Source organism: Ruegeria sp. AF7 (genome assembly GCF_056541885.1).
This window is the reverse complement of the sequence record NZ_JBQFYX010000028.1, coordinates 1-24,552: the sequence shown is the minus strand read 5'-3', so window position 1 is coordinate 24,552 and position 24,552 is coordinate 1. Positions and strand designations below refer to the sequence as shown.

General features: G+C 54.9%; 16 protein-coding genes and 9 pseudogenes. 15 read left to right on the top strand and 10 right to left on the bottom strand.

Annotated elements, in window-relative coordinates:
• From ACR0AP_RS20160 to ACR0AP_RS20115, 10 genes and pseudogenes are all read left to right on the top strand, one after another.
• Positions 1-541, top strand: a 541-nt coding sequence (locus tag ACR0AP_RS20160; protein WP_480508968.1) for an IS110 family transposase, incomplete at its 5' end; no start/stop codon positions are given.
• 8 nt (positions 542-549) lie between these two features.
• The gene (locus ACR0AP_RS20155) at positions 550-999 is read left to right on the top strand and encodes a transposase (protein WP_480508966.1); all 450 of its coding nucleotides are present in this window, start codon (positions 550-552) and stop codon (positions 997-999) included.
• Between the two features lie 170 nt (positions 1,000-1,169).
• Positions 1,170-2,408: a hydroxymethylglutaryl-CoA reductase gene (locus ACR0AP_RS20150; protein ID WP_480508964.1), complete on the top strand. Its 1,239-nt coding sequence runs from the start codon at positions 1,170-1,172 to the stop codon at positions 2,406-2,408.
• Positions 2,405-3,316, top strand: a complete 912-nt coding sequence (locus ACR0AP_RS20145) for a UbiA family prenyltransferase (RefSeq protein ID WP_480508962.1) — start codon at positions 2,405-2,407, stop codon at positions 3,314-3,316. Before ACR0AP_RS20150 ends, ACR0AP_RS20145 begins: the two co-directional genes overlap by 4 nt.
• Complete coding sequence (locus ACR0AP_RS20140) at positions 3,313-5,769, top strand: PEP/pyruvate-binding domain-containing protein (RefSeq protein WP_480508960.1); 2,457 nt, start codon at positions 3,313-3,315, stop codon at positions 5,767-5,769. Before ACR0AP_RS20145 ends, ACR0AP_RS20140 begins: the two co-directional genes overlap by 4 nt.
• Complete coding sequence (locus ACR0AP_RS20135; RefSeq protein WP_480508958.1) at positions 5,762-6,862, top strand: BtaA family protein; 1,101 nt, start codon at positions 5,762-5,764, stop codon at positions 6,860-6,862. Before ACR0AP_RS20140 ends, ACR0AP_RS20135 begins: the two co-directional genes overlap by 8 nt.
• On the top strand, positions 6,859-8,190 hold the full coding sequence (locus ACR0AP_RS20130; RefSeq protein WP_480508956.1) for a hypothetical protein: 1,332 nt from the start codon (positions 6,859-6,861) through the stop codon (positions 8,188-8,190). The genes ACR0AP_RS20135 and ACR0AP_RS20130 overlap by 4 nt, the downstream gene beginning before the upstream one ends.
• Positions 8,187-9,032, top strand: coding sequence for a hypothetical protein (locus tag ACR0AP_RS20125; protein WP_480508954.1), 846 nt, complete (start codon positions 8,187-8,189; stop codon positions 9,030-9,032). Before ACR0AP_RS20130 ends, ACR0AP_RS20125 begins: the two co-directional genes overlap by 4 nt.
• A complete protein-coding gene (locus tag ACR0AP_RS20120; protein WP_480508952.1) occupies positions 9,025-10,467 on the top strand; it encodes an AMP-binding protein in 1,443 nt (480 codons plus the stop codon). The genes ACR0AP_RS20125 and ACR0AP_RS20120 overlap by 8 nt, the downstream gene beginning before the upstream one ends.
• Before the next feature lie 123 nt (positions 10,468-10,590).
• Positions 10,591-10,791: pseudogene (locus tag ACR0AP_RS20115) on the top strand (transposase); the annotation flags it as partial.
• 615 nt (positions 10,792-11,406) lie between these two features.
• On the opposite strand, the gene ACR0AP_RS20110 reads toward ACR0AP_RS20115, so the two are convergent.
• Positions 11,407-11,865: a DUF6778 family protein gene (locus tag ACR0AP_RS20110; RefSeq protein WP_480508950.1), complete on the bottom strand. Its 459-nt coding sequence runs from the start codon at positions 11,863-11,865 to the stop codon at positions 11,407-11,409.
• A 139-nt stretch (positions 11,866-12,004) separates the two neighbouring features.
• Here ACR0AP_RS20110 and ACR0AP_RS20105 point away from each other — a divergent pair.
• Positions 12,005-12,265, top strand: a pseudogene (locus ACR0AP_RS20105) (transposase); the annotation flags it as partial.
• A 48-nt stretch (positions 12,266-12,313) separates the two neighbouring features.
• Here the strand turns inward: ACR0AP_RS20105 and ACR0AP_RS20100 are convergent.
• Positions 12,314-12,364, bottom strand: a pseudogene (locus tag ACR0AP_RS20100) (hypothetical protein); the annotation flags it as partial.
• Positions 12,365-12,454: 90 nt separating this feature from the next.
• Positions 12,455-13,164, bottom strand: a pseudogene (locus ACR0AP_RS20095) (IS6 family transposase).
• Positions 13,165-13,408: 244 nt separating this feature from the next.
• On the opposite strand from ACR0AP_RS20095, the pseudogene ACR0AP_RS20090 reads away from it, so the two are divergent.
• The 3 genes and pseudogenes from ACR0AP_RS20090 (at position 13,409) to ACR0AP_RS20080 (ending at position 17,632) form a co-directional block, all read left to right on the top strand.
• Positions 13,409-14,034 (top strand): annotated as a pseudogene (locus tag ACR0AP_RS20090) (IS6 family transposase).
• Between the two features lie 303 nt (positions 14,035-14,337).
• Entirely contained in the window at positions 14,338-16,077 is a 1,740-nt protein-coding gene (locus ACR0AP_RS20085; protein ID WP_480508948.1) for an FkbM family methyltransferase, read from the top strand.
• Between the two features lie 607 nt (positions 16,078-16,684).
• Positions 16,685-17,632 carry a class I SAM-dependent methyltransferase gene (locus tag ACR0AP_RS20080; RefSeq protein ID WP_480508946.1) on the top strand — a complete coding sequence of 316 codons (948 nt, stop codon included), beginning with the start codon at positions 16,685-16,687 and terminating at the stop codon, positions 17,630-17,632.
• 3 nt (positions 17,633-17,635) lie between these two features.
• Here ACR0AP_RS20080 and ACR0AP_RS20075 read toward each other — a convergent pair whose 3' ends face one another.
• From ACR0AP_RS20075 to ACR0AP_RS20060, 4 genes are read right to left on the bottom strand one after another with little or no spacing between them, the layout of a single operon-like run.
• On the bottom strand, positions 17,636-18,712 hold the full coding sequence (locus ACR0AP_RS20075) for an FkbM family methyltransferase (protein WP_480508944.1): 1,077 nt from the start codon (positions 18,710-18,712) through the stop codon (positions 17,636-17,638).
• A gap of 34 nt (positions 18,713-18,746) precedes the next feature.
• A complete protein-coding gene (locus tag ACR0AP_RS20070) occupies positions 18,747-19,553 on the bottom strand; it encodes a methyltransferase domain-containing protein (RefSeq protein WP_480508942.1) in 807 nt (268 codons plus the stop codon).
• 17 nt (positions 19,554-19,570) lie between these two features.
• Positions 19,571-21,571 carry a glycosyltransferase gene (locus ACR0AP_RS20065; protein WP_480508940.1) on the bottom strand — a complete coding sequence of 667 codons (2,001 nt, stop codon included), beginning with the start codon at positions 21,569-21,571 and terminating at the stop codon, positions 19,571-19,573.
• Between the two features lie 44 nt (positions 21,572-21,615).
• Positions 21,616-21,996 (bottom strand): hypothetical protein, encoded by a 381-nt coding sequence (locus tag ACR0AP_RS20060; RefSeq protein WP_480508938.1) that lies wholly within the window; start codon positions 21,994-21,996, stop codon positions 21,616-21,618.
• 259 nt (positions 21,997-22,255) lie between these two features.
• Between ACR0AP_RS20060 and ACR0AP_RS20055 the strand changes: the two are divergent.
• A pseudogene (locus tag ACR0AP_RS20055) lies at positions 22,256-22,744 on the top strand (transposase); the annotation flags it as partial.
• Positions 22,745-22,746: 2 nt separating this feature from the next.
• Here the strand turns inward: ACR0AP_RS20055 and ACR0AP_RS20050 are convergent.
• The 3 pseudogenes from ACR0AP_RS20050 to ACR0AP_RS20040 all read right to left on the bottom strand — a co-directional run.
• Positions 22,747-23,678, bottom strand: a pseudogene (locus ACR0AP_RS20050) (IS5 family transposase).
• Positions 23,679-23,736: 58 nt separating this feature from the next.
• Positions 23,737-24,018, bottom strand: a pseudogene (locus tag ACR0AP_RS20045) (IS6 family transposase); the annotation flags it as partial.
• Between the two features lie 436 nt (positions 24,019-24,454).
• Positions 24,455-24,552 (bottom strand): annotated as a pseudogene (locus ACR0AP_RS20040) (IS5/IS1182 family transposase); the annotation flags it as partial.

Here is a 24,552-nt window from a genome sequence, read left to right as displayed (position 1 = left end):
GAACAAAGTATCACACGAACAGATCATCGGCATAGACGTCAGCCGCGATTGGCTTGACGTTCATTGTCTGCCGGACATTCGTAGGTTGCGGCTCCCGAACAGCGATGAGGGTCACGCGCAGCTTGTTGGTCTGGCACAATCAACGCACGCGCTTGTTTGTTTCGAGGCGACTGGAGGGCAGGAATGGCGTCTGTGGACCGCGCTGGATGCAGCCGGTATCGCGACTCGGCAGTTGCCGCCAGCTCAGATCAAAGCCTTCGCTGCCAGCCATGGCACACGCGCCAAGACGGATCGGATCGACGCGGAACTCATTGCGCGATTCATGCACTGCCCGGCAGGCGATTGCGAAGCAATCTGCCGAGAGGGGCATTTCGACCAGACGCAGGGCGCGAACTGCCACATGGGAAATTGCGCCTTCTCAGAGCCTTGGCATCCAAGCGTGCGCAGCTTGTCGAGACGCGCAAGAGACTTCTGGCGCAGATCAAGGCGCATGAGAAATTGGGAACGGATGGGATTTTCACTGAAGTTGATGCTGAGCTGAGGGCGCTGTTGGATCGACAGATCGGTAAATTGGAAGATCAGATTGCGCAGACCATCGCCGCAGATCAGGGCCTTGCAAAAACCGCTGATATCTTGCGTTCTGTTCCTGGGATCGGCCCCGTTGCCAGCACTATTCTTATCGCGGAAATGCCTGAACTGGGCCAACTCTCGGGAGAACAAGCTGCCGCGCTCACGGGTCTGGCTCCCATTGCTCACGACAGCGGTGCGATGCGTGGCAAGCGCGCCATTGGTGGGGGACGGCGACAGGTACGACACGTCATGTTCCAGGCTGCTCTCGTCGCGAGTCATCACAATCCGCATCTCAAGATCTTCGCAGATCGTTTGCGCGACGCGGGCAAGCCACACAAAGTCATCATCACAGCAGTCGCTAGAAAGCTCGTCACAATCGCGAACGCACTCCTCAAATCTCGGCAAAACTGGTCGGCTCAGACCCCCTGAGAAATACAGTTGCTAAACCCTTTGGGATCGAACACTTGATCTATGAACATTTGGCTGGATTTCAGTCATACGACTGATAACTTGCCCACGCATCGTTTATTAGCTGCAACACCTCTGTACAGAAAATCTATTGGAGCGCGCTATTGGTAATTCCGTTTCACGTTCGCGAAATGCTTCAACGCATAAAAGCACGATTTGACGCAGATCAGATACCCCGGCAGATGGCCCCAAGCGATGCAGAGTTTTCAACATTGCGCCCGTCCCGCAAGCCTACCAAAGAGACCATCGGACACTTCTGGAACCAGTTGAAACCGACGGCCAGTGCAGCGGATCAAGCACAGATCGCAGATCCGGCGACCATCGAGGACGCCGAAATCTACGGGGCCAATATCGAGAATTTCATAGGGACGGTTAAGCTGCCTGTCGGGGTTATTGGCCCCTTGCGCTTGAACGGGATGAACGCAAATGGCGATTTCCATGTCCCCCTCGCCACCACCGAGGCAGCGCTTGTCGCATCCTATGCCCGGGGCGCTTACGCCGCCACCCGGTCGGGCGGTATCAGCACTGCCGTTTTGTACGAAGGTGTACTGCGTACACCGGCCTTTGTATTCGAGAGCCTGCTAAGGGCTGGGCAATTCGTGGATTGGGTTGTGACAAATGTCGACATGCTCCAATCTGCGGCCGAAGCGACGACCCGTCATGGCAAACTTGTATCACTGGAGCCGTTCATCGACACAAACGTCGTTTTCTTGATTTGCCGCTATACAACAGGTGATGCGGCGGGTCAGAATATGGTGACTATCGCCACCGATGCCTTGTGCCACGCAATCGCGGATAACTGCGCTATTAAGATTGAAAACTGGTATGTCGAAGGTAATTTCTCGGGCGACAAAAAGGCCTCGGCGTTGGGGTTAGTGACAGGGCGCGGGCGCAAGGTCAGCGCCTCGGTCACGCTTCCGGCTGAGATTGTCGAAAGGACGCTGGGAACAACGGTCGAGGCGATGCTGGACTATGGCCGCGTCGCCAATCTGGGGGCGCATTTGTCCGGCCAGTTTGGTGCGCAGGCGCATTATGCCAACGGGTTGGCAGCCTTTTACATTGCAACCGGACAGGACGCGGCCTGCGTTGCCGAAAGCGCTATAGGTGTAACGCGCATGGAGCCAAGGGGCGACGATCTGTTCTGCTCGGTGACTCTCCCCAACATCCTAGTTGGATCGGTCGGCGGCGGAACCGGCTTGCCAAGCCAGGCAGCCGCGCTGAACATACTTGGCCTCAGCGGTAACGGTTGTGGTACAGCTTTGGCCGAGGTTGCCGCAGCCACATGCCTATGCGGAGAAATCTCGATCGTTGCAGCGATTGCAGCGGGTCATTTCACCCGCGCCCATGAAAGTTTGGCCCGGCAAAGATGAGTTTTCAGAATCGAGTCTGGATATATCTGTCCGAACGCTTTCCACTGAAGAAAACCGTCCCGCTGCTGCTGGTGTTTTCTGCCGCCAGCATTTGCGTTTCCGCGCGTCTCGCGGACCGCCCCCTGCCCGACTGGCCCGCCTTTGCCGCGGGTTTCGTGCTGGCCATGGCGCTGTTCTTCCAGATGCGGGTCTGTGACGAGTTCAAGGATGCAGAGGACGACCGGCGCTACCGGCCCGACAGGCCGATCCCACGCGGATTGGTCTCTTCGGGCGAAGTTCTGATCTTGGGTTTGCTGACCATTCCACTGGCACTTGCCGCCGCTTGGTTCTGGCAGCCGTCGGCTTTGTGGCTGTTGGGCGCCGTCTGGATCTGGCTCTCGGCGATGACAGTTGAATTCGGTGTTCCAGCCTGGCTGAAGGCACGGCCAATTCTGTACCTGCTAAGCCATATGGCAATCATGCCCTTGATTGATCTGTTACTGACCGGTCTTGAATGGCTACCGGCAGGCGCGGCAGCGCCCTCTCTTTGGCTGTTCCTAGCGTTGTCTTTTGTAAATGGCTGCGTCCTTGAGATAGGGCGCAAATTATGGGCGCCCGAAAACGAGATTGCCGGGGTCGACACATATTCCGCCCTATGGGGTCCGCATCTGGCGGGGCGTATCTGGATCGGCTGTGTCGTGCTGTCCTACACGCTTCTTGTCGGCACGGGCAGCGCCACCGGAGTTGGCTGGCCAAGCGCCCTGATCGGCGCGATAGCGCTGGTTCTCTGTGGGGCTGCCGCATTTCGCTACAGTCAGGCACCAACTGTTAAAGCCCAGAACAGGATGGACACTGTTTCCGGTCTGTGGGTTTTCTTCTGCTATGCCACGGCTGGCTTCCTGCCCTTACTGATCGGAGACGTTGTTTGACTTTCATTGTCGCCCAAACGGATGCTAACGATGTCTCGGTTGTCGGAGGGAAAGCGGCGGCCTTATCGCATCTGTCGCAGCACGGATTTTCGCCACCCGCGTTCTTTGTCATCACAAATGATGCGTTTCGCATGGGGCAATCCGGCCCAATCGCGCAGAAGGGCCTGCGATCGGCATTGACTGCTGCGCTTGAAACACTCGGGCCCGGACCTTACGCGGTGCGCAGCTCTGGTCGATCCGAGGATGGCGTGGACAACAGCCATGCGGGACAGTTCGAGTCGCTCCTGAATGTTCCGAGCAAGCATGTGACCGAGGCAGCCAAGAAGGTTTGGCAGTCCGGCTTCTCGGCTACAGTCGAAACATACCGAGCGGTCAAATCCGGCGGCGAGGTCGAGGCTCCTGCGATCATCGTACAGCGCATGGTCGATGCAAAGACGGCCGGGGTCGCCTTTTCCGCCGATCCGGTCAGTGGCCGGCGCAATGTGGTCGTGATCTCGGCCATTGATGGACTTGCAGAACAGCTTGTGTCAGGTGAAGCGGACGGAGAAGACTGGGTCATCGGCGCGGATGGCGCACCGGAAAGCGCTCCAGTAACACCCAGGCATTTAACCGCGTCCGAGGCGCAGTCCATCGCGGCCCTCGCTCGAAAATCCGAAGCGCTGTTCGGCCTCCCTCAGGACATTGAGTGGGCCATTGATGAGCAAGGGCTTCATATTCTGCAGGCCCGACCGATTACCACAACCCTGCGCCCTGCGGCGCTCGAAGACCAGACACTGACCATTTTCGACAACTCCAATATCGTCGAAAGCTATCCCGGCATCGTTAGCCCGTTGACCTATTCTTTTGCCCTGCATGTGTATTCTCAGGTGTATCGCGCTTTCGTCAGGCTGCTAGGCGTATCCCGGCACACGGTTGCCCGCCATCCAACTGTATTTAACAATTTGCTGGGGCGGGTGGACGGGCGTGCCTATTACAATCTGATCAACTGGTATCGCGCGCTGGCGCTGTTGCCCGGGTTTTCGCTGAACCGCGATTATATGGAAACGATGATGGGCGTTTCTGAACCGATGCCGCGTGAGGTCACGGATGCTCTTGCTCCGCCCCCCACCACCGGCTGGCACAAGGTCTTGGATTACGCGAAACTGACCAAGGTTGCAGGCGGCCTTATCTGGCAGGCCATCCGACTGCCACAGACCCGGCGCGATTTTTATCGGAGGCTGAACGACATATTGCAGACGGGGCTGGATGTGGATGCCTCGAACTCGACCGAACTGGCCGCCGAGTATCGCCGCATTGAAAGCACTCTTCTGGATCGTTGGGACGCCCCGCTGATCAACGATTTTCTGTGCATGATTGCTTTTGGTGGCTCGCGGAACCTGCTGCAAAAGTGGCTGGGCGACGATGGGTTGGCCATGCACAATGACCTCATGATCGGGCAAGGCGATATCGTTTCGGCGGAACCCGCTCAACGCATTGCCCGAATGGGAGAGTTGGTCCGGCATGCTGGCCTTGCCGCACCTTTGAAGGCCAATGCGCATCTATCGGTTTTGTCAGGAAACCAGAAAATCGAAGCCGAGGTTGAAGCGTATCTGGAAAAGTTCGGCGACCGGTGCACCGAAGAGCTAAAGCTGGAAAGCGTTTCGCTGCGCGACGACCCGACCAGCCTTTTGCTGGCCATTGCAGCCAGCGCTGAACGTCCCCCGTCCGGGCGTAAGAAAGGAACTGAGCCAGACTGGCAGGCGTTGTTTCCGGCAAACCCGCTCAAACGGCAATTGGCCAAATGGATCTTGGGCTGGACCAAAGCACGTGTGCGCGACCGCGAAAACCTACGCTTTGAACGCACGCGTATCTTTGGTTATGCGCGGCGTGTGTTTTTGGGCATCGGCCGGGAATTCACCGCGCGCGATCTGCTTTCGTCCCCAAAGGATGTATTTTTTCTGACAACACATGAGGTTCTCGGAGCAGTCGAAGGCTATGGCCTAACGCCTGATCTGAAAAGTATCGTTGCGCGGCGCAAACAGGAGGATGAAGCCTCGTCCCGACGCCCCGACCCGCCGGAACGCATCGAAATTCGTGGTCCCGCCATCGCGCCGATCTGGTCCGAAACCGTAGAAGTCGCGGTAGAGACCGCACGGGTAAAGCATGGCACGGGATGTTCCGCAGGACAGATCAAGGCCCGAGCGCGCGTGATCCGCGATCCACGCACCGAAGTTCTGAACCCTGGGGACGTCCTGGTGGCGCGCTATACCGATCCGGGTTGGATCGCCGTATTCTCAAACGCGTCGGCCATCGTTGTCGAACGGGGGTCGCTGTTGTCACATTCGGCGATTGTCGCACGTGAACTGGGCATCCCTTGCGTGGTTGGCCTGAAAGGCGCCACGCACTGGATCGAAGATGGCGAGATGATCTCGGTCGACGGGGCAAGCGGCGCGGTGGAGCGGTGTGATGGGTAGCAGTGAGATTGAGAAAAAAGCGGATTTCGACCATATCCGCTATGCCCAACTGTGGGAGGACGCAGACGTTCTCACCTCTGCCTTGGGCGACTGCGCGGGCAGGATATTAGTGTCCATCTGTTCGGCCGGGGACAATGCGCTTGCGATGCTGACACTCGATCCAGCGCGCGTAGTTGTTCTAGACTTGTCACCGGCGCAGATCGCCTGCCTCAACCTCAGAGTCGCAGCCTATCAGGTGCTGTCCCATCCCGAATTCATTGAACTTACGGGCTCGCGCCCCAGTAGCCGACGAGGAGCATTGCTGAGCCGGGTAATGGATGCCACAGATGCAGAAACGCGCACTTTCTGGCAGGCCCTGACCCAGGATGTCGAAAAATACGGCATCGGCGGCGTCGGTAAGTTCGAACGCTATTTTCGCATCTTTCGAACTTGGCTTCTGCCACTTGTGCATTCACGCCGAACTATTGATGAGGTGTTCCTTCTCCGTACGCCCGCTGAGCGTCAAACTTTCTTTGACACGCAGTTCAACACGGTTCGATGGCGGCTCTTGCTGAACATCTTTTTTTCTCGCTTCGTCATGGGTCGTATGGGCCGGGACAGCGCATTCTTCGACCATGTCGAGGGCAGCCCGGCCCAACATGTTGCCCGTCGCATCCGTCACGCTGGGGTCACCACCGATCCCTCGAAAAATCCCTATCTGCACTGGATTCTCAAAGGTGATCACGGCGACGCGCTGCCAATGGCATGGCGTCCCGAGCATTACGAAACAATCCGATCCCGGCTGGATCGTCTGGACATCCGCCTTGGGTCGCTCGAGGCTTTTGTGTCGACCGGTGAGAAAGCCAGCGGGTTCAACCTGTCCGACATCTTTGAATACATGTCCCCCGAGACCTTCCCGCAGGTCTACGGCTCTATCCTGACCGCCGCAGAGCCAAACGCCCGGTTGGTCTACTGGAATATGATGGCACCCCGGCGGGTTCCGCCAGAATACCGGGACCAGATAGAAACCCTGGTCGACATTGAAACCCAGCAGAAAACCCAAGACATGGCGTTTTTCTATTCGGATTTCGTTGTCGAAGAGGTTCAGCCATGAGCGTACTAGGGCAGATCCTGCTTGCCGCGGGGTCCGTGCTGGCTCTGATCGGCGTAATGATGATCATACGCCATCTGGCCAATACGGCGGTTCTGGGTGCCGAAGTACAGCGCAAGCTGATGCATGTCAGTACGGGCCTCTTTGCGTTGCTGTTGCCCTGGCTCTTTCCCGATCGCTGGCCGGTTTATATGCTGATTGCGGCCACAATCCTGGTAATGCTGGTGCTACGCCTGCCCCGTTTTTCATCGGGTCTGGGCGCGACTCTGCATGGCGTGGATCGTACGTCCTACGGTGACTTTCTACTCGCCCTGTCAGTTGGGCTATGTTTCCTGCTGGCCGGAGAAAACACTCTGTTCTACATCCTGCCAATCGCCGTTCTGACACTGGCGGATGCCGCAGCCGCCCTGGCCGGGACCGCGTATGGAACCAAACGCTACGTGGTAGAAGATGGCGACAAGAGCTTAGAAGGGTCAGTGGTGTTTTTTGTCGTAACTCTATTGGTTGCGATCATCTGCTTCTTGTTTTTGTCGAAACTCCCGCCGTCTAACATCATGATGTTGTGCCTGATGGTGGCGGCCTTTGGCACATTGGTCGAGGCGCAAAGTTGGCGAGGGTTCGACAACCTGTTCTTGCCGCTTGGATTGTTGATTTTTCTGAACAGCCATTATCACAGCTCTTTGGCCGAGCTCGCCCTGTTGGCCGCCATGTTCTTTGCCGCCCTTGCCAGTTTCGGCGTGGTGGGAACCAAGATGGGCCTGACCAAACATGCGACCCGTGTGTATGTTGTCGCGGTTTTTTTGCTGTTGGCCGCCGCGAAATTGCAGAACACAGTCTTGCCGATTTTGGTTCTTGCCGCACACGGCTGGGCGCGAACCGCTTCTCCTTGTGACAGCAAGTACCCTAATCTGGATATTGTAGCCGCCTTGGGGCTTTTGGGGTTCGGTTGGCTTGCGGCTGGCAATGCAACGGGATGGGATGCAATTTCCTTCTTTGGGCTCAGTGCGATGGGGTTGGCCATGGGACTCACTGTTGTCGCGCTGCGTCCCATTCCTTTTGCGATACCGCTTGCTGCGGCTGTCCTATTTATCATTCGGACTTGGGCTGTTTCCCAGAATTCTGAACAGTCAAACTGGGCCGAGCCGCTGACGGTTCTAGCCCTGTTCTCATTATTTTGTACAGTCGCAGTGCCATTGATCCGGCCACGCTGGCTCGAAAAAGACAGAGTGCTCAGGCTGACGCTGTTGGCCGTTGCCCCGCCCTTGCTTTACTACGTTTGGAGCGTTGCTGGATCGCTTGATGCGGGGTTCTTTTCCGGAGTTTTTTCATGACCAAAGAGACCATCAAAACGGCTGATGCAAAGCTCACCGTGTATCTGAACGGTCCGAACTGGGGCGGCGTCCCCACCGCAACCTTTGGCGATTTTTCCTATAAATCGCCCGAAGCCGGCCTTGAAATCCTGCGCAAAGGCATAGAACAGGTACAAGACGCCGGACTCGACCGCATCATTGGACCTATGTCGGGCGATACCTGGCACAGTTACAGGTTCGTCACGGACAGCGACGGGACCGCTCCGTTCCTGATGGAGCCCAGCAACAAACCTCATGATCCCGAGGTATTCCGGTCAGCAGGTTTTGCCGAGATAAGCCGGTACTTTTCGGCGCGGGTGCCGCTACAGGCCGCTGCCGGATCGGCACCGCCGGAAACCGATGGTTTCGTTGTGGAAGAGTGGGATGGAACAGACCCAGAAGCCCTGTTCCGTCAGGTCTTCGATCTTTCGACACGGGCGTTCTCGAACAACGCGTTTTATAAGCCGATTTCCGAAGCAGATTTTCTGGCCATGTATTTGCCGGTTGTACCGATGATGAAGCGCGACCTGATCCTTTTTGCACGCCGCCGTAACGGAGCATTGGCCGGATTTCTGTTCGGCATTCCCAACTATGTCGAAGGCCCCAATCCGAGAACCGCAATCCTTAAGACCTATGCAAGTCTCGAACCTGGTGCCGGGCGGCATCTGGCACACAGGTTTCACAAGACGGCATTCAGAATGGGGTACGACACCGCCATTCATGCGCTGATCCATGATAACAACAGTTCTGCCGACCGCAGCGCCACGGAAGGCGCGACGATTTTCCGACGATATTCCCTGCTTGGTCTGAAGCTGAATGGCTGACCTGCTCGCCCATTTTTCGGCTGCGGTTGAACGGTCCCCAGACAGGACCGCAATAGTGGACGGTAAGGGCCGCCTGATCAGTTTTCTGACCCTGCACACGCGCGTTCAGCACTTGGCAGGTCGGTGGCAAGACAAGGGTATCCGGCCAGGTGATCGTGTGCTTTTGGCTATGCCTGTCAACGCGGACCTGTACGCAAGTCTGGCCGCCCTATGGTCCCTTGGCGCCACCGTTGTATTGCCGGAGCCGGCCATGGGGTTGGCCGGTCTGCGCCACGCCGCCCGGACCACGAAACCAAAAGCGTTCTGTGCGGCGGGCGTGTATTCTTTGCTGAAGTTTCTGGTTCCGGACCTTTGGTTCCTACCCCTGCTGACACCTGGAGAAGGCCGCAGGCCCCCGACGGTGCACAAGGTGCAACCGGATGACATCGCCCTTATCTCCTTTACTTCCGGCACGACCGGTAAGCCCAAAGCCATTCCACGCACACACGCGTTTCTGATGGCACAGCACGATGCCATTGCACCCCTCCTCGACAGTGGCCAGGCCGAGCGCGATCTGGTGGCCTTTCCAGTGTTCACCCTGATCAACCTGGCGGCCGGGCGTACAAGTGTCTTACCTAACTGGAGGCTAAGCAAGCTGGACCGCCTGTCGCCTGCGCAGTTGGAACGCTGGCTTCAGGCGCAAAAAATCACCCGAGCTCTGATCCCTCCATCGCTGTGTGAAAAACTGCTTCAATCCAACGACACCGGGCCGCTACACACGATTTTCACCGGCGGCGGACCTGTATTTCCAAACTTGGTGGAGGCGTTGAGAACCCGGCATAGACTTTCGGTTGTTTGCGTCTACGGATCGACCGAGGCTGAACCGATTGCCCATCTCGATGCTATGGACATCTCGGAGGAGGATCACCGCGAGATGGCTGCTGGAAAGGGTCTTCTCGTAGGCTATCCAGTGCCTGACATCATGCTCCGCATTCGCGACAATGAGATTCAAGTCGCTGGCGCACATGTGAATGAAGGGTATTTGAACCCAACTCACTCAAAGAAAAACAAAATCAAGGAAGGGGATGTTATTTGGCACCGGACTGGTGACGCTGGTACGTTGGATGATGATGGACGTTTATGGCTGTGGGGGCAGGTCGGGTCCGAAATTGAAGTCGCTTCAGGCACGCTCTTCCCCTTTGCTATCGAAGTCGCAGCACAGCATTGGCCGGGCGTAGATCGATGCGCGTTTGTCAATTCACAAGCAGGCCCCACACTTTGCGTCCAAGGTTCCCCTGATCACCTCGAGGTTTGGAGGAAATCTGCGCTTGGTTTTGGCGTTCCGAATGTGATTTCGGTAGATAGTATCCCTATGGACAAGCGTCATGCCTCCAAAGCCGATCGCGCGAAACTTAAACGTATCTTAGAGACTGAACGCGATACGCGCCCCACTTGAGCGAGACCATCTCTACTAGCCGTAAACAAAGGGCTGAGGGATGTGCTCTGAAACCCATTTTCCGGCCGATTTTGATTAGAGTTTTCCGCAACGAGTCCTTGGCTGTGGGAAGGAGCGGAAGTGATGAAAGCAGCGAGATTAACGGGCGCGCAGAAGGCGTTTGTTTTGAAGCAGGTTGAAGAAGGCAAGACGGTTGCTGAAGTGTGCCGTGAGGCCGGGATCAGCTCTGCGACCTAATTCCACAGGAAGAAAAAGTATGCGGGTATGTTGCCATCTGAAATGCGTCGTCTGCCTGAACTGGAAGACGAGAACAGCCGTTTGAAAGTAAGCGGTGTCGCAACCCCACCTTCCAGAAGTCTGACTGAATTGCGATTCCGCTGAGGAGTGTAGAATTGTCAGGAGGTCATTATGGGGGTCCATCGGGAGCTGCATTTGGAGTCTGTTGCGGGCCATGAGGTTTTGATCGGGCGGGATGGCAAGCGGCGCTGGTCGGAAGCGCTTCAAGAGAAACTATGAAGGAGACACCTGATGTCTCGCTGAAACGCGCACCTTACAGCAGCAGCACCCCGGCCAAAAGGTTCAGAGAAGCGATGAATGGCCGCAACAGAAGTAGCTGCCAGGACACCACTGGGGCCTCCTAGACTGGAACATAAACACAACCAGAGCCTCGGTTATAGTACAGCCTCAACTCTCCTAAAACCCTGACGACGGACACAGGACTCTGTCCCTTTCAGCAATTCAATGTGCTGGTCGCTTGACTCCGCTAGTCAGATGTATTTCTCAGAACTTCAGTAAACTTCGCAACAGAACCCCGGTACTTGGCCTTCTCGGACTTTCCCGCCGCGTCGCATAGTGCTTGATAGGCACCCCGCCATCCCGTCATTAACCCAATCACCTGGCCACGCTGATAAAACGGTGCATGCGACACGGCCGGGCTGATTATCTGCCCGACCGCGAGAAGGCACCTCGTACGTCCGGACCTGTTCCAAGCCAACCGGCGACGACGGCGGCGACGTGGCGTGTGATGCGAACCCGCTGCGTTTCTCCGCGCCTGACGGCTTCAAGTGCCTGCAATCCCGTATACGCAATCAGATCGGCATCAACTTCGTCTTCCGACGCCAGCACGATGCCAGAATGTGCATCTATGACACGGATCGCGAAACCGATATTGTGAACACCGACCTGATAGTTCGAGTAGCGGGTTTTTTCAGTCAGGGCGTGGAAGCGATTGACTGTCACTTCTACACGAACAGCTTTTTGAACGTTAGTGTCCGCGAACGTGGTGTAATTTCTGCGCCTTTGACGGTGTAATCCGGGTGGCCATCGAGGTGTATGGTCGAGGTGGAGTTTGACCGCTTCAACCACGAACCACACGGAGACTCCGATGACCAACAACATGGACCTTTCCGAACTTCTGCAAAAGGAAGATGGCGGCGATTTTCTTCGCGCCGTCGCCGAGGCAGTGCTGCAGCTCATCATGGAGTCCGATGTCGAGGGCCTGATCGGCGCCGGCAAGCATGAACGCAGCACGGATCGCGCGACATGGCGCCGCGTGGCTGATCAGATACGGTCGCGATGGCCAAAACTGGCAGACCTGATGGACGAGAGCGAACACGACGTGCTGGCCTACATGGCTTTCCCCCGTCAGCACCGGACCAAGCTGCACAGCACCAATCCGTTCGAACGCCTGAACAAGGAGGTGAAGCGCCGGGCGGATGTCGTCAGCATCTTCCCGAACGAAGCATCGATCACACGCCTGATCGGCGCTGTGCTGTTCGAGCAGAATGGCGAATGGCAGACCGACAGTTTCACGCGCTACTGCATCGTGCATGATACGGCCGACTTGTTAATATCTATCTCCGGGCAGGTCTTCTCGCCACACAATATCAGCGTCAGGTGCAACGGTATTCGCCTCCGATACTGAAAGACTTCTTGGGGCATTGCCAAGTTATCTGCCGTGGATTGGAATAAGCGTGGGACCGCGCAATCAGGCCGATAGTTCGGCAGCATAACCTTCCCACAGCTTGAACGTGTCGGCTCTGGCATGGCGGTAGGAGAGAGTGGAAAGGCGATAGCGGCGGGGGCAAAGATCGTACTGATATGGTCGTGGGCGACGAGAAATCGTTGCGCCTGGCGTGGTGACTTGAACCGACCCATCATCTTTTCCCGTTCTCGCGTCGGCCAGTGTGACCCTTCAATCCTATTGTTGAGCCCCTTGTGCGCCCGATGGTCGGCGTCTGGCGTGATGGCCTTGATCAGCTTGGTATAGCTGCGCAGCTTATCCGTGATCACGACACGCGGCTCGCCATAGGCTGCAACCAGTCGGCCGAAGAAACGCTTTGCGGCTTTGGCATTGCGGCGAGGCTGGATCAGAATGTCGAGTACATCTCCGTTGCCATCGATTGCACGCCACAGCCAGTGTTTTACGCCGTTGATCGGGACGACCGCTTCGTCCATATGCCATTTGTCGTGCGGCCGGGGCCGGTCGCGTCGGATACAAACCGCGAACTGAGACCCGAAACGGTTCACCCAGAGACGAACCGCTTCACGACTGACGATGACGCCACGCTCCGCCAGGAGGTCCTCGACATCTGCTGTGCTGAGAGCAAACCGATGATATGCCCACATCGCATAGGCGATGATTTCGCGAGGAAAACGGAAGCCCTTCAGCCGCGGCAATGAGGTCGGTATGGTCATGGTACCGCGCTATCCGAGAAGGACAACCCAATCAACTGGCAATGCCTTTTGGTGAGCTACTGAGGAGAAACGGGCGTGGCCATTGGTGACCGCTGTTTCCACTTTGCCACGAAGCGCCTATATACTACTTCGGTGTGACTGACCGCTTCTCTCTCTCCTGAAGGATGTGTTGCAAACTTTTGACTGTTGACGCTCAAGAGTGCTTCGGATGAATGGCTATCGAAATCTTAAAGTCGAAAGTCCATTGGTGATCTATTTCAAAGGCGCGCAATATCCGAAGGATGTTATCCTGTTTGCTGTGTTTTTCTATGTCCGGTACGGCGTGTCATACCGCGATCTAGAAGAGATCATGCATGAGCAAGGTGTTTCCGTCGATCACACAACGCTGAACCGCTGGGTGACACGGTTTGCAGGCGTAATTGCTGAAACAGCGCGCCATCGTAAGGGTCCGTGTGATCGCTCTTGGAGAATTGACGATACGTATTTCAAAGTGAAAGGCACCTGGGTTACCCTTACCGAGCGGTCGACAAGCACGGCAAAACTCGCGATTTCATGCTTTCAATACGTCGAAACAAACCGGCTGCGACAAAACGCTTCGCTCAGATGTAGGAGGTCAATGGTCTACCGCGAAAAATCGTCATTGACAAAAGCGGCGCCAACACAGCTGGTATCAAGGCCATAAACAAGATGCTCAAAGGTTTTGGTTGCCCGCTCCCGATCGAGATGGTGAGGCAAAAATACCTATGTAACATCTTGGAACAAGATCACAGGTTTATCAAAAGACGAACCCGCCCGATGCTTGGCTTCAAGTCTTTTGAATCCGCATCTGCAACTCTTTCAGGTATCGAAGTCGCGCACATGATCCGCTAAGGCCAATTCACGCCCGGACTCTGTTCATTTCTACAGTTCGCAGAACTGGCTGCCTAACCCATCGACAAAAAAGCGGGTTTCTGAACAACTGCAAACTTTGCTACGGAACCATGCGCACCCTTGACTGAGATCGTCACGGCTTGCTCCTGTCATGTTCCATCATGCGTTAACAGAACTGCGTTCGATCTAACAGGTGGGGGCGGAGTTAGCGACAGAACCGCGCTGGGTTTGCCGGGAGTCTCTATTGACATCCCAAAGCCACTCGGCAAACACAACTAGCAAGCAAATTTCGGGAGTACTCGCATGAACTATCCACCATCGGTGGCATCTTTTGAGGCGCGCGTTGCCATGGGTTTGCAATGCTCTGATGCAGATGCCATTCCAAAAGTCAGCGATGCTGGTGCCATCTATGAGGATGAAAACGGCAGCCGCATCCAGATCATGCATAATGGGCTGCGTGTGCTATGCGGTGGCTATTACGGAGCGTGGATGAGCAATCTCATCCGCGCGGCGAAAGGACACCACGAACCTCAAGAAGAGCGAGTCTTCCACGAGGTTGTCAAAAGACTGCCTGCCTCGGCTCGAATGATAGAGTTAGGCGGATTTTGGGCCTATTACAGCTTGTGGTTCCTCAACCAAAGCCCCGATCGAAAAGCGGTGGTTCTTGAGCCGGAACCGGCACATCTGGCCGTTGGTCAGGCCAATGCCGCTCTCAATGGGCTGGCACCCAAATTCCTTTCCGGTTTTGCAGGGCCTCAATTCGTCGAAGACATGCCCTTTACCGGTGAGGCGAGCGGTGAGATGCGCAGCACCTGCTATTCGGTTGCCCATCTGATGTCCGCAGAAAAATGGGACTATCTCGATCTATTGCATTGCGACATTCAAGGCGATGAGGTTGCTGTTCTGGAAAGCTGCAAACCGCTGTTTTCGGCCGGCAAAATCGGTTGGGTCTGTGTCTCCACTCATGCCCACCAGATCAGCGGTGACCCCCTGACGCACCAGAAATGCGTCGATATCCTGCAGAAATCCGGGGCCCGCATTGTCGCGGAACATGACGTACATGAATCCTTCAGTGGAGACGGGCTGATCGTGGCCTGTTTCGGCAATTTGCCCGATGATTGGGAAACTATAGAGCTCAGCCATAATCGCCATGGCACATCGCTGTTCCGATCTTTGGCCTATGATCTGGATGAGACACAAAAAACGCTGGTGGCACAAAACCGCAAGATAAATGCCATGGGCGACTGGCCAGACAACATGCATGACACATTGAGCCGAACCGGGCTTCTTTTTACCCTCAAAAAAGACGGCCCGTTGGGGACTGCGGGACAGGGGCTGCTTGTCCCGGATGACAAGACAATGAGCCCGGCCATCATTGCAGATGCGCGCTGGGAATATGAAAACCTCGCTGCTTTTGCTGGGCACCTCAAAGAGGGCCGACGCTATACACTGCTCGATATTGGCGCGAATATCGGCATGTTTAGCCGGCAAATTCAGGTCCTGTCCGATCAGATTGAGCATGCGCTTTGTGTGGAGCCAGACCATCACAACTTTGCGGCTCTAAAGTTCAATCTTGCCCCGTTCTCCGATCGCGTTACCTTTTTCAACGCAGCCCTTGGCCGCGAAGATGGCATAGTGGAATTCTACCGCGACATGCAAAACATCGGGAATTACTCTTTGAATGAGGATGCCATGCGCGCGCGCAGCTTTGAAAAAGTGCGCGTCAGCCAGCATGATACTCAGACATGGATGGCCGAACACGTAAGACATAAACAAGCCTTAGTCTGGAAATCGGACACGCAGGGTTTTGACGAAGTTATTATAACACGGACACCCATGGAGATCTGGGAACGGATCGATGTCGCCTTGATCGAGATCTGGCGCATCGAAAAACCAGATTTCGATATGGATGCGCTCCGGGCACGATTTGAAAGTTTTCCCAACCGGCAATTGGGGGACGAAAAAAATATATCAGTCGATGAAATCATTGAGTATCTATCTGGGTCAGATTGGCAATTCAAAGATCTCCTGATGTGGCGCTAAAGCGTTTCGGGCTGAACTTGAATTGCGAGGGAATCCCTTGAGTGCTGATCTGTGATTCATCCTGTTTGGTAGGGTGGATCATGTCAGCACCATTGCCATCGGCACTTTGGACGCGGTTTCAGAGATACATTGAAGAAGGGTCAAGCAGGTGTGCGTCAGTGTTGCGCCTGAAGGTATCACCGGCCACGGGCGCACGCTGTGCGCATCAGTTGAGGACCAAGGGCCATGCAGAACCCACGCCTCAGGGACCTCTGCGCGGCAAAGAAATTTGCGACGGAGCCTTATCGGCCTCTTATGGCGGGATACCGTTCCGCTCAGCCCCACGTCCCGAAAAGGCGGACGCAAGCCTTTCGTTACACCCAAAAGCTGGAGCAGGCCAGAGCTCATTTCAGTGATGGATTGACTGCCCGAGAGGCAGCAGCGCACCTAAAAATCAGCAAAACCAACCTCTACAACGTTCTCAGAGACCAGAAATCCGACTGAAAACGCGGATGTTCCCGTAAAGTTCGCGCAAGCCGGATAATATAGTCACTTTTATGCAGTGACCCCAAAACCGAAAAGCTCTAAAGCCGCTTTACACATCTAAAAAGAGACAAGGATACCTTCCGTGCGCTGGTTCAAAACCAAAAAGAACACTCCAGGGGCGGCCCCGCAGTCACTGGCCGTGTCAAAACCCTTGCCCCCAAAGACTGCGAAGGCATCAGAGTTCATTACACGAGCTCAAGCCTATAAAGAGCAACTGGCAGCAGCCAAAAACTTTGATGAACTCAGTGCACTGTGGAAAAAATTCAACTTTGCCTACACCATGCAGGCAGATGATCCCTTCTCGGATGCATATCGCCAAGAGGTCACGGAGCTTTATCAAAAACTCGTCGACACACCCTACGATGTTCAGAATGAATTGACGTCTTCACATCTTTCGGATGAGGCTTTTGCACGTGGCTTTCCATGGACATCAGACAATCTGGGCGTCGTGGCGCATGAGATCGGCAAGGCGGTCCAAGGGTTTCGCGTTATCGCACAGCATGCTCCTCATGCCAAGAGCATCATAGAATTTGGGGCTGGTTGGGGCAATACGGCCATTCCAATGGCGCGGGCCGGTATGGATGTCTGTGCAGTTGATATCGATCAGGCTTTTTTGAAACGCATCACCAATGAGGCAAAAGCGCTGTCCACTTCCCTGCGCACTTATCATGCCGATTTCCTCGAAGCGGCGCGCAACCCCGGACAACGCTATGATGTGGCGCTGTTTTCATCAAGTTTTCATCACTGCTTCGAGTTTCAGGGCCTGCTTACCCATATCCGTGAGAATGTGTTGACAGAAAACGGTGTTATCGCTTTTTTTGCAGAGCCGATTTCCGACGGTTTTTCTTTCCCTTGGGGGCTGCGCTATGACGGGGAAGCTGTCTGGGCAATCACATGCAACAAATGGCTGGAACTGGGCTTTCGTGAAGACTTCTTTCTTGATCTCCTCAAACGTACAGAGCTGCAGGGCGAAATGGTCCCCGACACCACAGGTCTGATGGGGCCAGCATGGCTTGCCCGCCCAATCTGATCTTTATCTCGGCAGTTTATAAGCGTTAGAGAGCGCTTGATAGGTTGCCGAGTGCATCCACTTTCTGAAAGATGCGCGAGGTTGACCACTGCGCTTCAGAACAATTCTGCGGGTGATAGAGCGAATGCGCCCTGAAGAGTGAAAAAGCAGGTTGGCCACAATTTTTTTCGGCTCTCCACTGATCTTGAAAAAAACAGCCTCAATCATCCCGCGAGAGGCCTGATATGTGGCATCGACCTCCACGTGTTTGCGTAGCGCCGAAAGCTCATTCATCAGTTCTGCATTCTGCGCTTCCATTTGGCTTTCGCGGATAGCTGCGGCGGTGATCTGTTGCTGCAAATCTACAATATGATTACGGCGCTGCTCTGCCTCTACCATCGCTGTTTGCTGCGTCACACTCATGTAATCGTCAAACAAATTCGGTGGATAGGCAAAGGCCGGGACAAGACGATCATAATGTTCTGCCGCCAAATAATAGCGGTTCAAACCATCGCAATAGACATAGCGATAGTCCGCCACGGTCAACTGATGTTCCCAAAGGTGATGATTGGTCACCTGGGACATTGGCTCCATCGCTTCGATCAAGATGATCCAAGGCCGGAAGCGGCCCCAATCATTGCCACGAAGGGCCTGGGCCTCATAGCCCTCCACATCGATTTTCAGGAAATGGATGTCGGACACATCACCCATATGGGCGTCACATAGATCGGTCAGAGTCGTCATCGGTGCCACAACAGTTTGTTTTCTAAACCCGGCCTCGACATGATTGGCAGCAATCTCGTCAGAAGCTGTAGACAATCCGGCATTGCTCAAGATGCTGAGAGTCACCTCTCCCTCGCTGTCACCAATCACAACGCCAAGGTTCGTGTCACGAATCCGCTCTTTGTTGAGCTCCTTCAAAAGTCTTGGATTGGGTTCCACATTAACTCCGCTCCAGCCGCGTTCATAAAATGCCAATGTGACACTATGAAAGCTCGGCCAGGCGGCACCAAGATCAATATAGAACCCCTTTTCGACATCCTTGAGGGCGCGCCAAAGAATGAGGTCTTCAAAATTCTGAGCATAGGAAACAAAAGTCATATCACCTCCTTCATGTGACGCCGGATTCTATCAATCAAATAGCTTTGCAGAGCAAAACGTAGTGTTCACCGATATGTCCGAATTCCGGTCGATCTACGATACTGGGCCAGTAGTACCCAATCTCTGGCACAGCTTCATCCAGCACGGTGACCTCAAAACCAGCCGCTTCCAACTGCTTGACCAGCTCGTCGCGCCCGAAAATCCGCATTTCGAGCACCGTGCCTGGGCCACCGTGAAAAACAACATGTTCATCATATACCTGATAACTGCCATCGCTCTTTTTCGAGACAACCAGCCAGTCTTCTCCCATCTGGCATGTTACAAAATCAACCATGCCCGGAAAGTGCTCGATGGTCTTCGGCGCATCACCAAACGGGGTCGAAAAGACAAGATGGCCGCCCGTTTTGAGCATCTTGCGCATGTTCGTGAACCCAGGTTCCAAAGGCTGCAGCACATGTTCAAAGACTTCGGTGCAGATCAGGAAATCACTACCTTGATAGTTTTGCCAATGCGTCTGTGAAACCACATCAAGGAATGGCTCCTGATGAAAGAACGTATTAGTGAAGTCGAATTTCTCCGAAAGGATCCGCGCATATCCCTCCCACTCGCTCATTCCGATCCCTTTCACATGAGGGTCAGAAGTAAACTGTTTGAGCGGAAGCGACTGCTTCATCAGGCCAAGGCTGAGAGCGTGAATAATCCCGCGGAAACGCGGCGTGGATCCGCAGCCAGAACAATTTGGGGCCTCTCTGTGAAAGGTGCCTGCGACCTGGGTATTAGACCGACCACAGATATTGCAAGCAAAAGAGATTTGGTAATCTGGAGAGAATTCCGTTTTCATATGGCACCTTATAGTAACTAGCGCGTGCTGACAGAAGCATGTGCGGATGAGGTTTCAAAGCGCTGGGACACTTTCTTCTCCATTGACACCAAAACATCAGCAAAACGTTCTTCAAAAGCCGCAAAAGAAAAAAGCTGGGCTCGGGCCTGCGCATTGTCACGCAACTCGATCAACTTGTCCTCCGAATAGGACAGAAGCGCGTGCGTGATCTGCACAAGCTCTTCCCGGGAGCCATAATGGAACCCCGATATGCCGTCCTCGACAATCGTGGACGGCCCTCCGTTGTTGACAACGATCGGGATGACCCTTGCTGACATCGCCTCTACGACACTGATGCCGAAATGCTCACAATGCTCAGGCCACTTTTTGACATCAACACCAAGACCCGCCCCATGCCAATAGATCGACGCGCGTTGCAAAAGCCCCGACAGGACAGAGACAGGGGCGTCGATATGAAATGAAACCGGCAAATCCCGAGCTATCTGTCGGCAATTGGCCAAATATTCGCGATGGATCGGTTCGGGATGCAAAGAGCCGACAAGATCAAGGCTTGTATCTGCTCCCTGCTCAGACAGAGTCTTCATGGCCTTGACCATCTCATCCTGACGTTTGCAATGATCTCCGATAAAGAAACGGCCAATTCCGAGAATGCCTGATTTTGCCGTCTGTGGATCTACCTCGGCAACGATCCCGACCGGTGGGGCCACCACATGAATGGCAGGCTCGGGTGCCTCGAAATGGCGCAACTGTTTGCGGATCTCTTGCTCGACAAATCCCGAATAACAGATCACCGCGTCGTAGTCCCGGAGCAAGGATAGATGCTGCCGGGTATGATCTTCGTTGGTTTTGAAGGGAAATTGACAGCAGAACAGATTGATGTGCCCCATAGCGCGCGATGTCGGAACAAGCGAATTCCCCAGACAATAGAACAGATCAAATTGCGCACCCGCCTCCGCCTGGGCATGCGTGATGATGTCGATCCCATCCAGATCAAGGTCGAGTTGATCAAGAACCAGCGATATACGAAGCCGGGAGTAAAGCTCTGGCACAATGAGCGTAAGACCATAGCCGTGCGCTGCCAGCACTTTCATAATGCTGAACAGGTAGCGTTCTCCCCCTCCGGGGATAATATTATAGGGCGTAAAAATTCCCGCTGTCTTACGTGCCGAAGCAACCCGGGCCGGCAGCAGTGGTGCACTATGGAATTTGCCGTCATGCACGCCGGTCGTCAGGAAGCTGTGCCAGCGATCAACGAACTTGGCCTGGTTGACTTCAACGATACTGTTAAGCTTGTCTTTAAGGCTCTTGTCAGCTGTAGTGGCATTTTCACGGTGGATGACCTCTGACTTAGGGACGTAATACGTCTTTTTCCCAAAAGTGCCTATCTTCAGGCAAAGGTCACAGTCTTCGTAATAGGCAGGTTCATAACGGAAATCGAAGCCCAGAACGGCATCGAAATCCGCTTTGCGCATCAAAACAGCGGCCGCCGAGACGTAGTCGACAACCCGCATTCGATTAAAGCGCGGCTGATCAGGAGACTGGAACTTACCAATCTGAACGGAGAACCCCTCGGGATCGAGAAGCGCTCCGGCTTCTTGCAATTCACCGCTTGGATAGATGAACTTGGGGCCTACGCATCCCGCATCGGGATGGGAGTCGAAAACATCGACCAGAGGCGGCAGCCAATCAGGCGTCACGATGACATCATTGTTCAAAAAGAGCAGGTATGTGCCTTTGGCAAATTCCGTTCCGACATTGTTTCCTTCACCAAAGAAGCGATTGATCGCAAGCGGAACCAATTTGTGCGGCCCTTCATAGGCTGCAAGGCGCTTTTGATTTTCTGGAGAGCTACCATTGTCAACAACAATAACTTCGTACGGGATGCCTGTCGTGTTTTTCCAGATGCTTTTCAGACAGTCGATCGTCATGTCTGGCTTGTTGAGATTCAGAATAACGATCGAAACCAAAGGGGCGTCGCTGCTGCAATCAGAAGCGTTTTGCGGGGAGTCATCTGACATTTCTGTCTCCGAAAAAAGTGCGCTATCTGCAGCACAAAGAGCATTCATCTATTATTTGCTTGCATCTGAAGTTCGGGCAAGAAATGTGGACGAGGAGAGCCGTCCTTCTTGAAAACAATTCTTTTGGCATATCCGCGCACCTTGCCATTGGACTTGAAAAAGGCAACTTTGAACAGCTTTTTTGGCTTTCCGGTTTTGCGGAAAACGATACGCTTCCAGAGTGTGTCGCGGATAAATGTGTGACTTGGAATAGTTGTGAGGCCCATATTCCCGGTTTGCCGCAGGATTTCTCTGATTTGCTGCTGCAGCTGCACTTCTGATTGATAAAAAGCAATTTCCATCTGGCGCATATCAAAGGCATGCTGCCTTTGAAGGGCTTCTACCTTTTCATTCAGCGCCGCGACCTGCCCTGCAAGCTCTTCCATTCTGTCCCCTTGTCCGGACTTGCTTTTTGCGCCTTGCAGCATTCCTTACACAACCATCCCTGCGAAGCACTCTGTCGCTGTCTTGGCATCCAAAATATTCCGGGGGTTCTTATAAAGTTGCAAGATACAAGTGACAAGAGACCAAGCAGACCCCAAGCAAATCGAACTATTCCAGGATGTGTCGCAAACTCTGGGATCGGCATTGCCAAGGTATCTGACGTGGATTGGAATAAGCGTGAGCCGGCTTTCTTACAAAGTTTTGAACTTACCGAACTGTCTTGGCGATCGGAACCGTTACCCTCACCTGAGTTTGGAGGTACGCAGCCAGATTGCCAAGTGGCGTGAAGACAAAATGCCGGTGCCAGAGATCGCGGATCGGATGGGTCGCGCTCCGTCGACGATCTATCGCAAATTGAAACGCAATTTCTTCAGGGACAAAGAGCTGCCGCAGCTGAACGGTTATCACGCGGTAGCAGCACAGAATATGTATGAACGCCGCCGGGCCATCCATCGGAAGATGATCGCGCATCCGGATTTGAAGGCTGCCGTAGAGGAACGCTTGAAAGCTGGCTGGTCTCCGGAGCAGATCGCAGGTCGCATGCGCCTGGAACGCCACCCGATCCGTGTGAGCCACGAGACGATCTACCGTTTTGCCTATTCCAAGGATGGGCGTGGCGGGCATTTTTACCGGCATCTGGCTCTGTTGCACAAATCGGCTGAACGCGGAGGTTCCCCTATCCCCGGACGGACTTATCCCACAGCTTCCGTTACGGGTATGCCGAGCGCGGTGTATCCGTTCAGGACGGCGATGCGGACCTGAAGCTCCGCGACCTGTCGGTCAAAGACTCGTGCCATGAGGCGCTGCCCCAGCAGTTTCACACAATGCATCTTTGTCTCGACGCGGCTTCGGCGGTGGTATCCGCTCCATCGTCGCCAGAGGGCACGACCGAGGTATTTCGATGCTCGCAGAGCTTCGTTTCGCGCCACGGCTCCGGCGGTGATCGTCTTCCAGGGCTTCGCGTTCTTGCGGGGCGGGATGACAGCGTGGGCGCCGCGGTCAGCGATGGCATCGTGGCATCTGCGTGTATCGTAGGCGCCGTCTGCCGTGACGCTGCCGATTTCCTGGTCCGCCGGGATCTGGTTGAGCCGGTCGGGTAAGACCGGCGCATCGCCGATGTGGCTCCCGGTGATCTCGACGGCCCGGATCTCCAGCGTTTCCTCGTCAATCCCGAGGTGGATTTTGCGCCAGACCCGCCGCTTCGGGCCACCATGCTTGCGGGCGTGCCATTCGCCTTCGCCCTCAACCTTGATGCCGGCGCTGTCGATCAGCAGGTGCAACGGACTCTTGGAGCCGCGATACGGGATATTGACGGCCAGCGTCTTCTGACGGCGCGACAGCGTGCTGAAGTCGGGCACCGTCCAGTCGAGGCCAACCAGGCGCAACAGGCTTTCGACGAAGCCGGTTGTCTGCCGCAGCGCCATCCCGAACAGCACCTTCATCGAAAGGCAGTCTGTATAGCGACGTTGCTGTCGCTCTGCTGGCGGCCACGCCTGCCTGTCGGCGCGGCATCCTAGCTCATCTCAGGGTCGAACCAGATTGCCAGCGAGCCTCGGCGCTTGAGCGCTTCATTGTAGGCTGGCCAGTTTCTGGTCTTGTAGGTCGGGGATGTGGGTCTGCTCATGCATCCCAGCTACCATGCTGGATTCACGAGATGAATCCCTCAAAGGTTTTGTGCAACAGAGCCCTCTATAAGGATAAACCCATTTCCCTTTGACCCGCATATAGGATTCATCCATCCGCCACGAACGGTCGGCGGGACGCTTTCTGCACCGCGCTGCGTCCGCAATGAGACCAGCATATCGACTGACCCAGCGCTTCAGCGTTGCATGATCCAGATCAACGCCGCGTACCGCCATGATTTCTTCCAGATCCCGATATGACAAACCGTAGCGCAGCTAGAAGAAAGCCGCGTGCAAAATCACGTCTCTCGGAAGATGCGCGCCCTTAAATGAGATTGTCACGGTTTGCCCCCGCCATGTTCCAGCACGCATTACCAGAACTGCGTTCGATCTGACAGGTGGAGACCGATTTTGCGACAGATACATAAAGCAGCGAATTTTGCTTTGGGCTTATGAACTCCACTCTCTTTACGCGCAAAAAAAGAGGCTTTTGCGCATTAGTCTGACGATGACGTGGACTCCAAAATTAACCGATAAGTGGTACTTATCGGAGCGATGATTTCGCCAGGATTTTCCTTGCATACTTAGCACATGACACCGCCCACGCCTTATCTCCCCATACCTCCCCTGCCCTCTCCGCCGAGGATCAAGAGGCCCTGACGGACCTCTATGTCCGCGGCACTCCCGCCAATACGCTGCGCGCAAATGAGCGCGATCTGCTTTGTGTCACCGCGGGGAAAATCGGCTATTTGATACAACGCTAGACTAGGGTCAGGATTCATAACCAATAGATGACGGTTGCTGCGAGCGCGATGGCGGAAAGGAATACTTTGGGGCATCGGTCATAGCGGGTTGCGACCCGCCTCCAGTCCTTGA

Bases quoted from the DNA above. Each gene is read 5' to 3' on its own strand.
- ACR0AP_RS20150 (WP_480508964.1), top strand. From the start codon at position 1,170: ATGCTTCAACGCATAAAAGCACGATTTGACGCAGATCAGATACCCCGG.
- ACR0AP_RS20145 (WP_480508962.1), top strand. From the start codon at position 2,405: ATGAGTTTTCAGAATCGAGTCTGGATATATCTGTCCGAACGCTTTCCA.
- ACR0AP_RS20135 (WP_480508958.1), top strand. From the start codon at position 5,762: ATGGGTAGCAGTGAGATTGAGAAAAAAGCGGATTTCGACCATATCCGC.
- ACR0AP_RS20130 (WP_480508956.1), top strand. From the start codon at position 6,859: ATGAGCGTACTAGGGCAGATCCTGCTTGCCGCGGGGTCCGTGCTGGCT.
- ACR0AP_RS20125 (WP_480508954.1), top strand. From the start codon at position 8,187: ATGACCAAAGAGACCATCAAAACGGCTGATGCAAAGCTCACCGTGTAT.
- ACR0AP_RS20120 (WP_480508952.1), top strand. From the start codon at position 9,025: ATGGCTGACCTGCTCGCCCATTTTTCGGCTGCGGTTGAACGGTCCCCA.
- ACR0AP_RS20110 (WP_480508950.1), bottom strand. From the start codon at position 11,865: ATGTTGTTGGTCATCGGAGTCTCCGTGTGGTTCGTGGTTGAAGCGGTC.
- ACR0AP_RS20085 (WP_480508948.1), top strand. From the start codon at position 14,338: ATGAACTATCCACCATCGGTGGCATCTTTTGAGGCGCGCGTTGCCATG.
- ACR0AP_RS20075 (WP_480508944.1), bottom strand. From the start codon at position 18,712: ATGACTTTTGTTTCCTATGCTCAGAATTTTGAAGACCTCATTCTTTGG.
- ACR0AP_RS20070 (WP_480508942.1), bottom strand. From the start codon at position 19,553: ATGAAAACGGAATTCTCTCCAGATTACCAAATCTCTTTTGCTTGCAAT.
- ACR0AP_RS20065 (WP_480508940.1), bottom strand. From the start codon at position 21,571: ATGTCAGATGACTCCCCGCAAAACGCTTCTGATTGCAGCAGCGACGCC.
- ACR0AP_RS20060 (WP_480508938.1), bottom strand. From the start codon at position 21,996: ATGGAAGAGCTTGCAGGGCAGGTCGCGGCGCTGAATGAAAAGGTAGAA.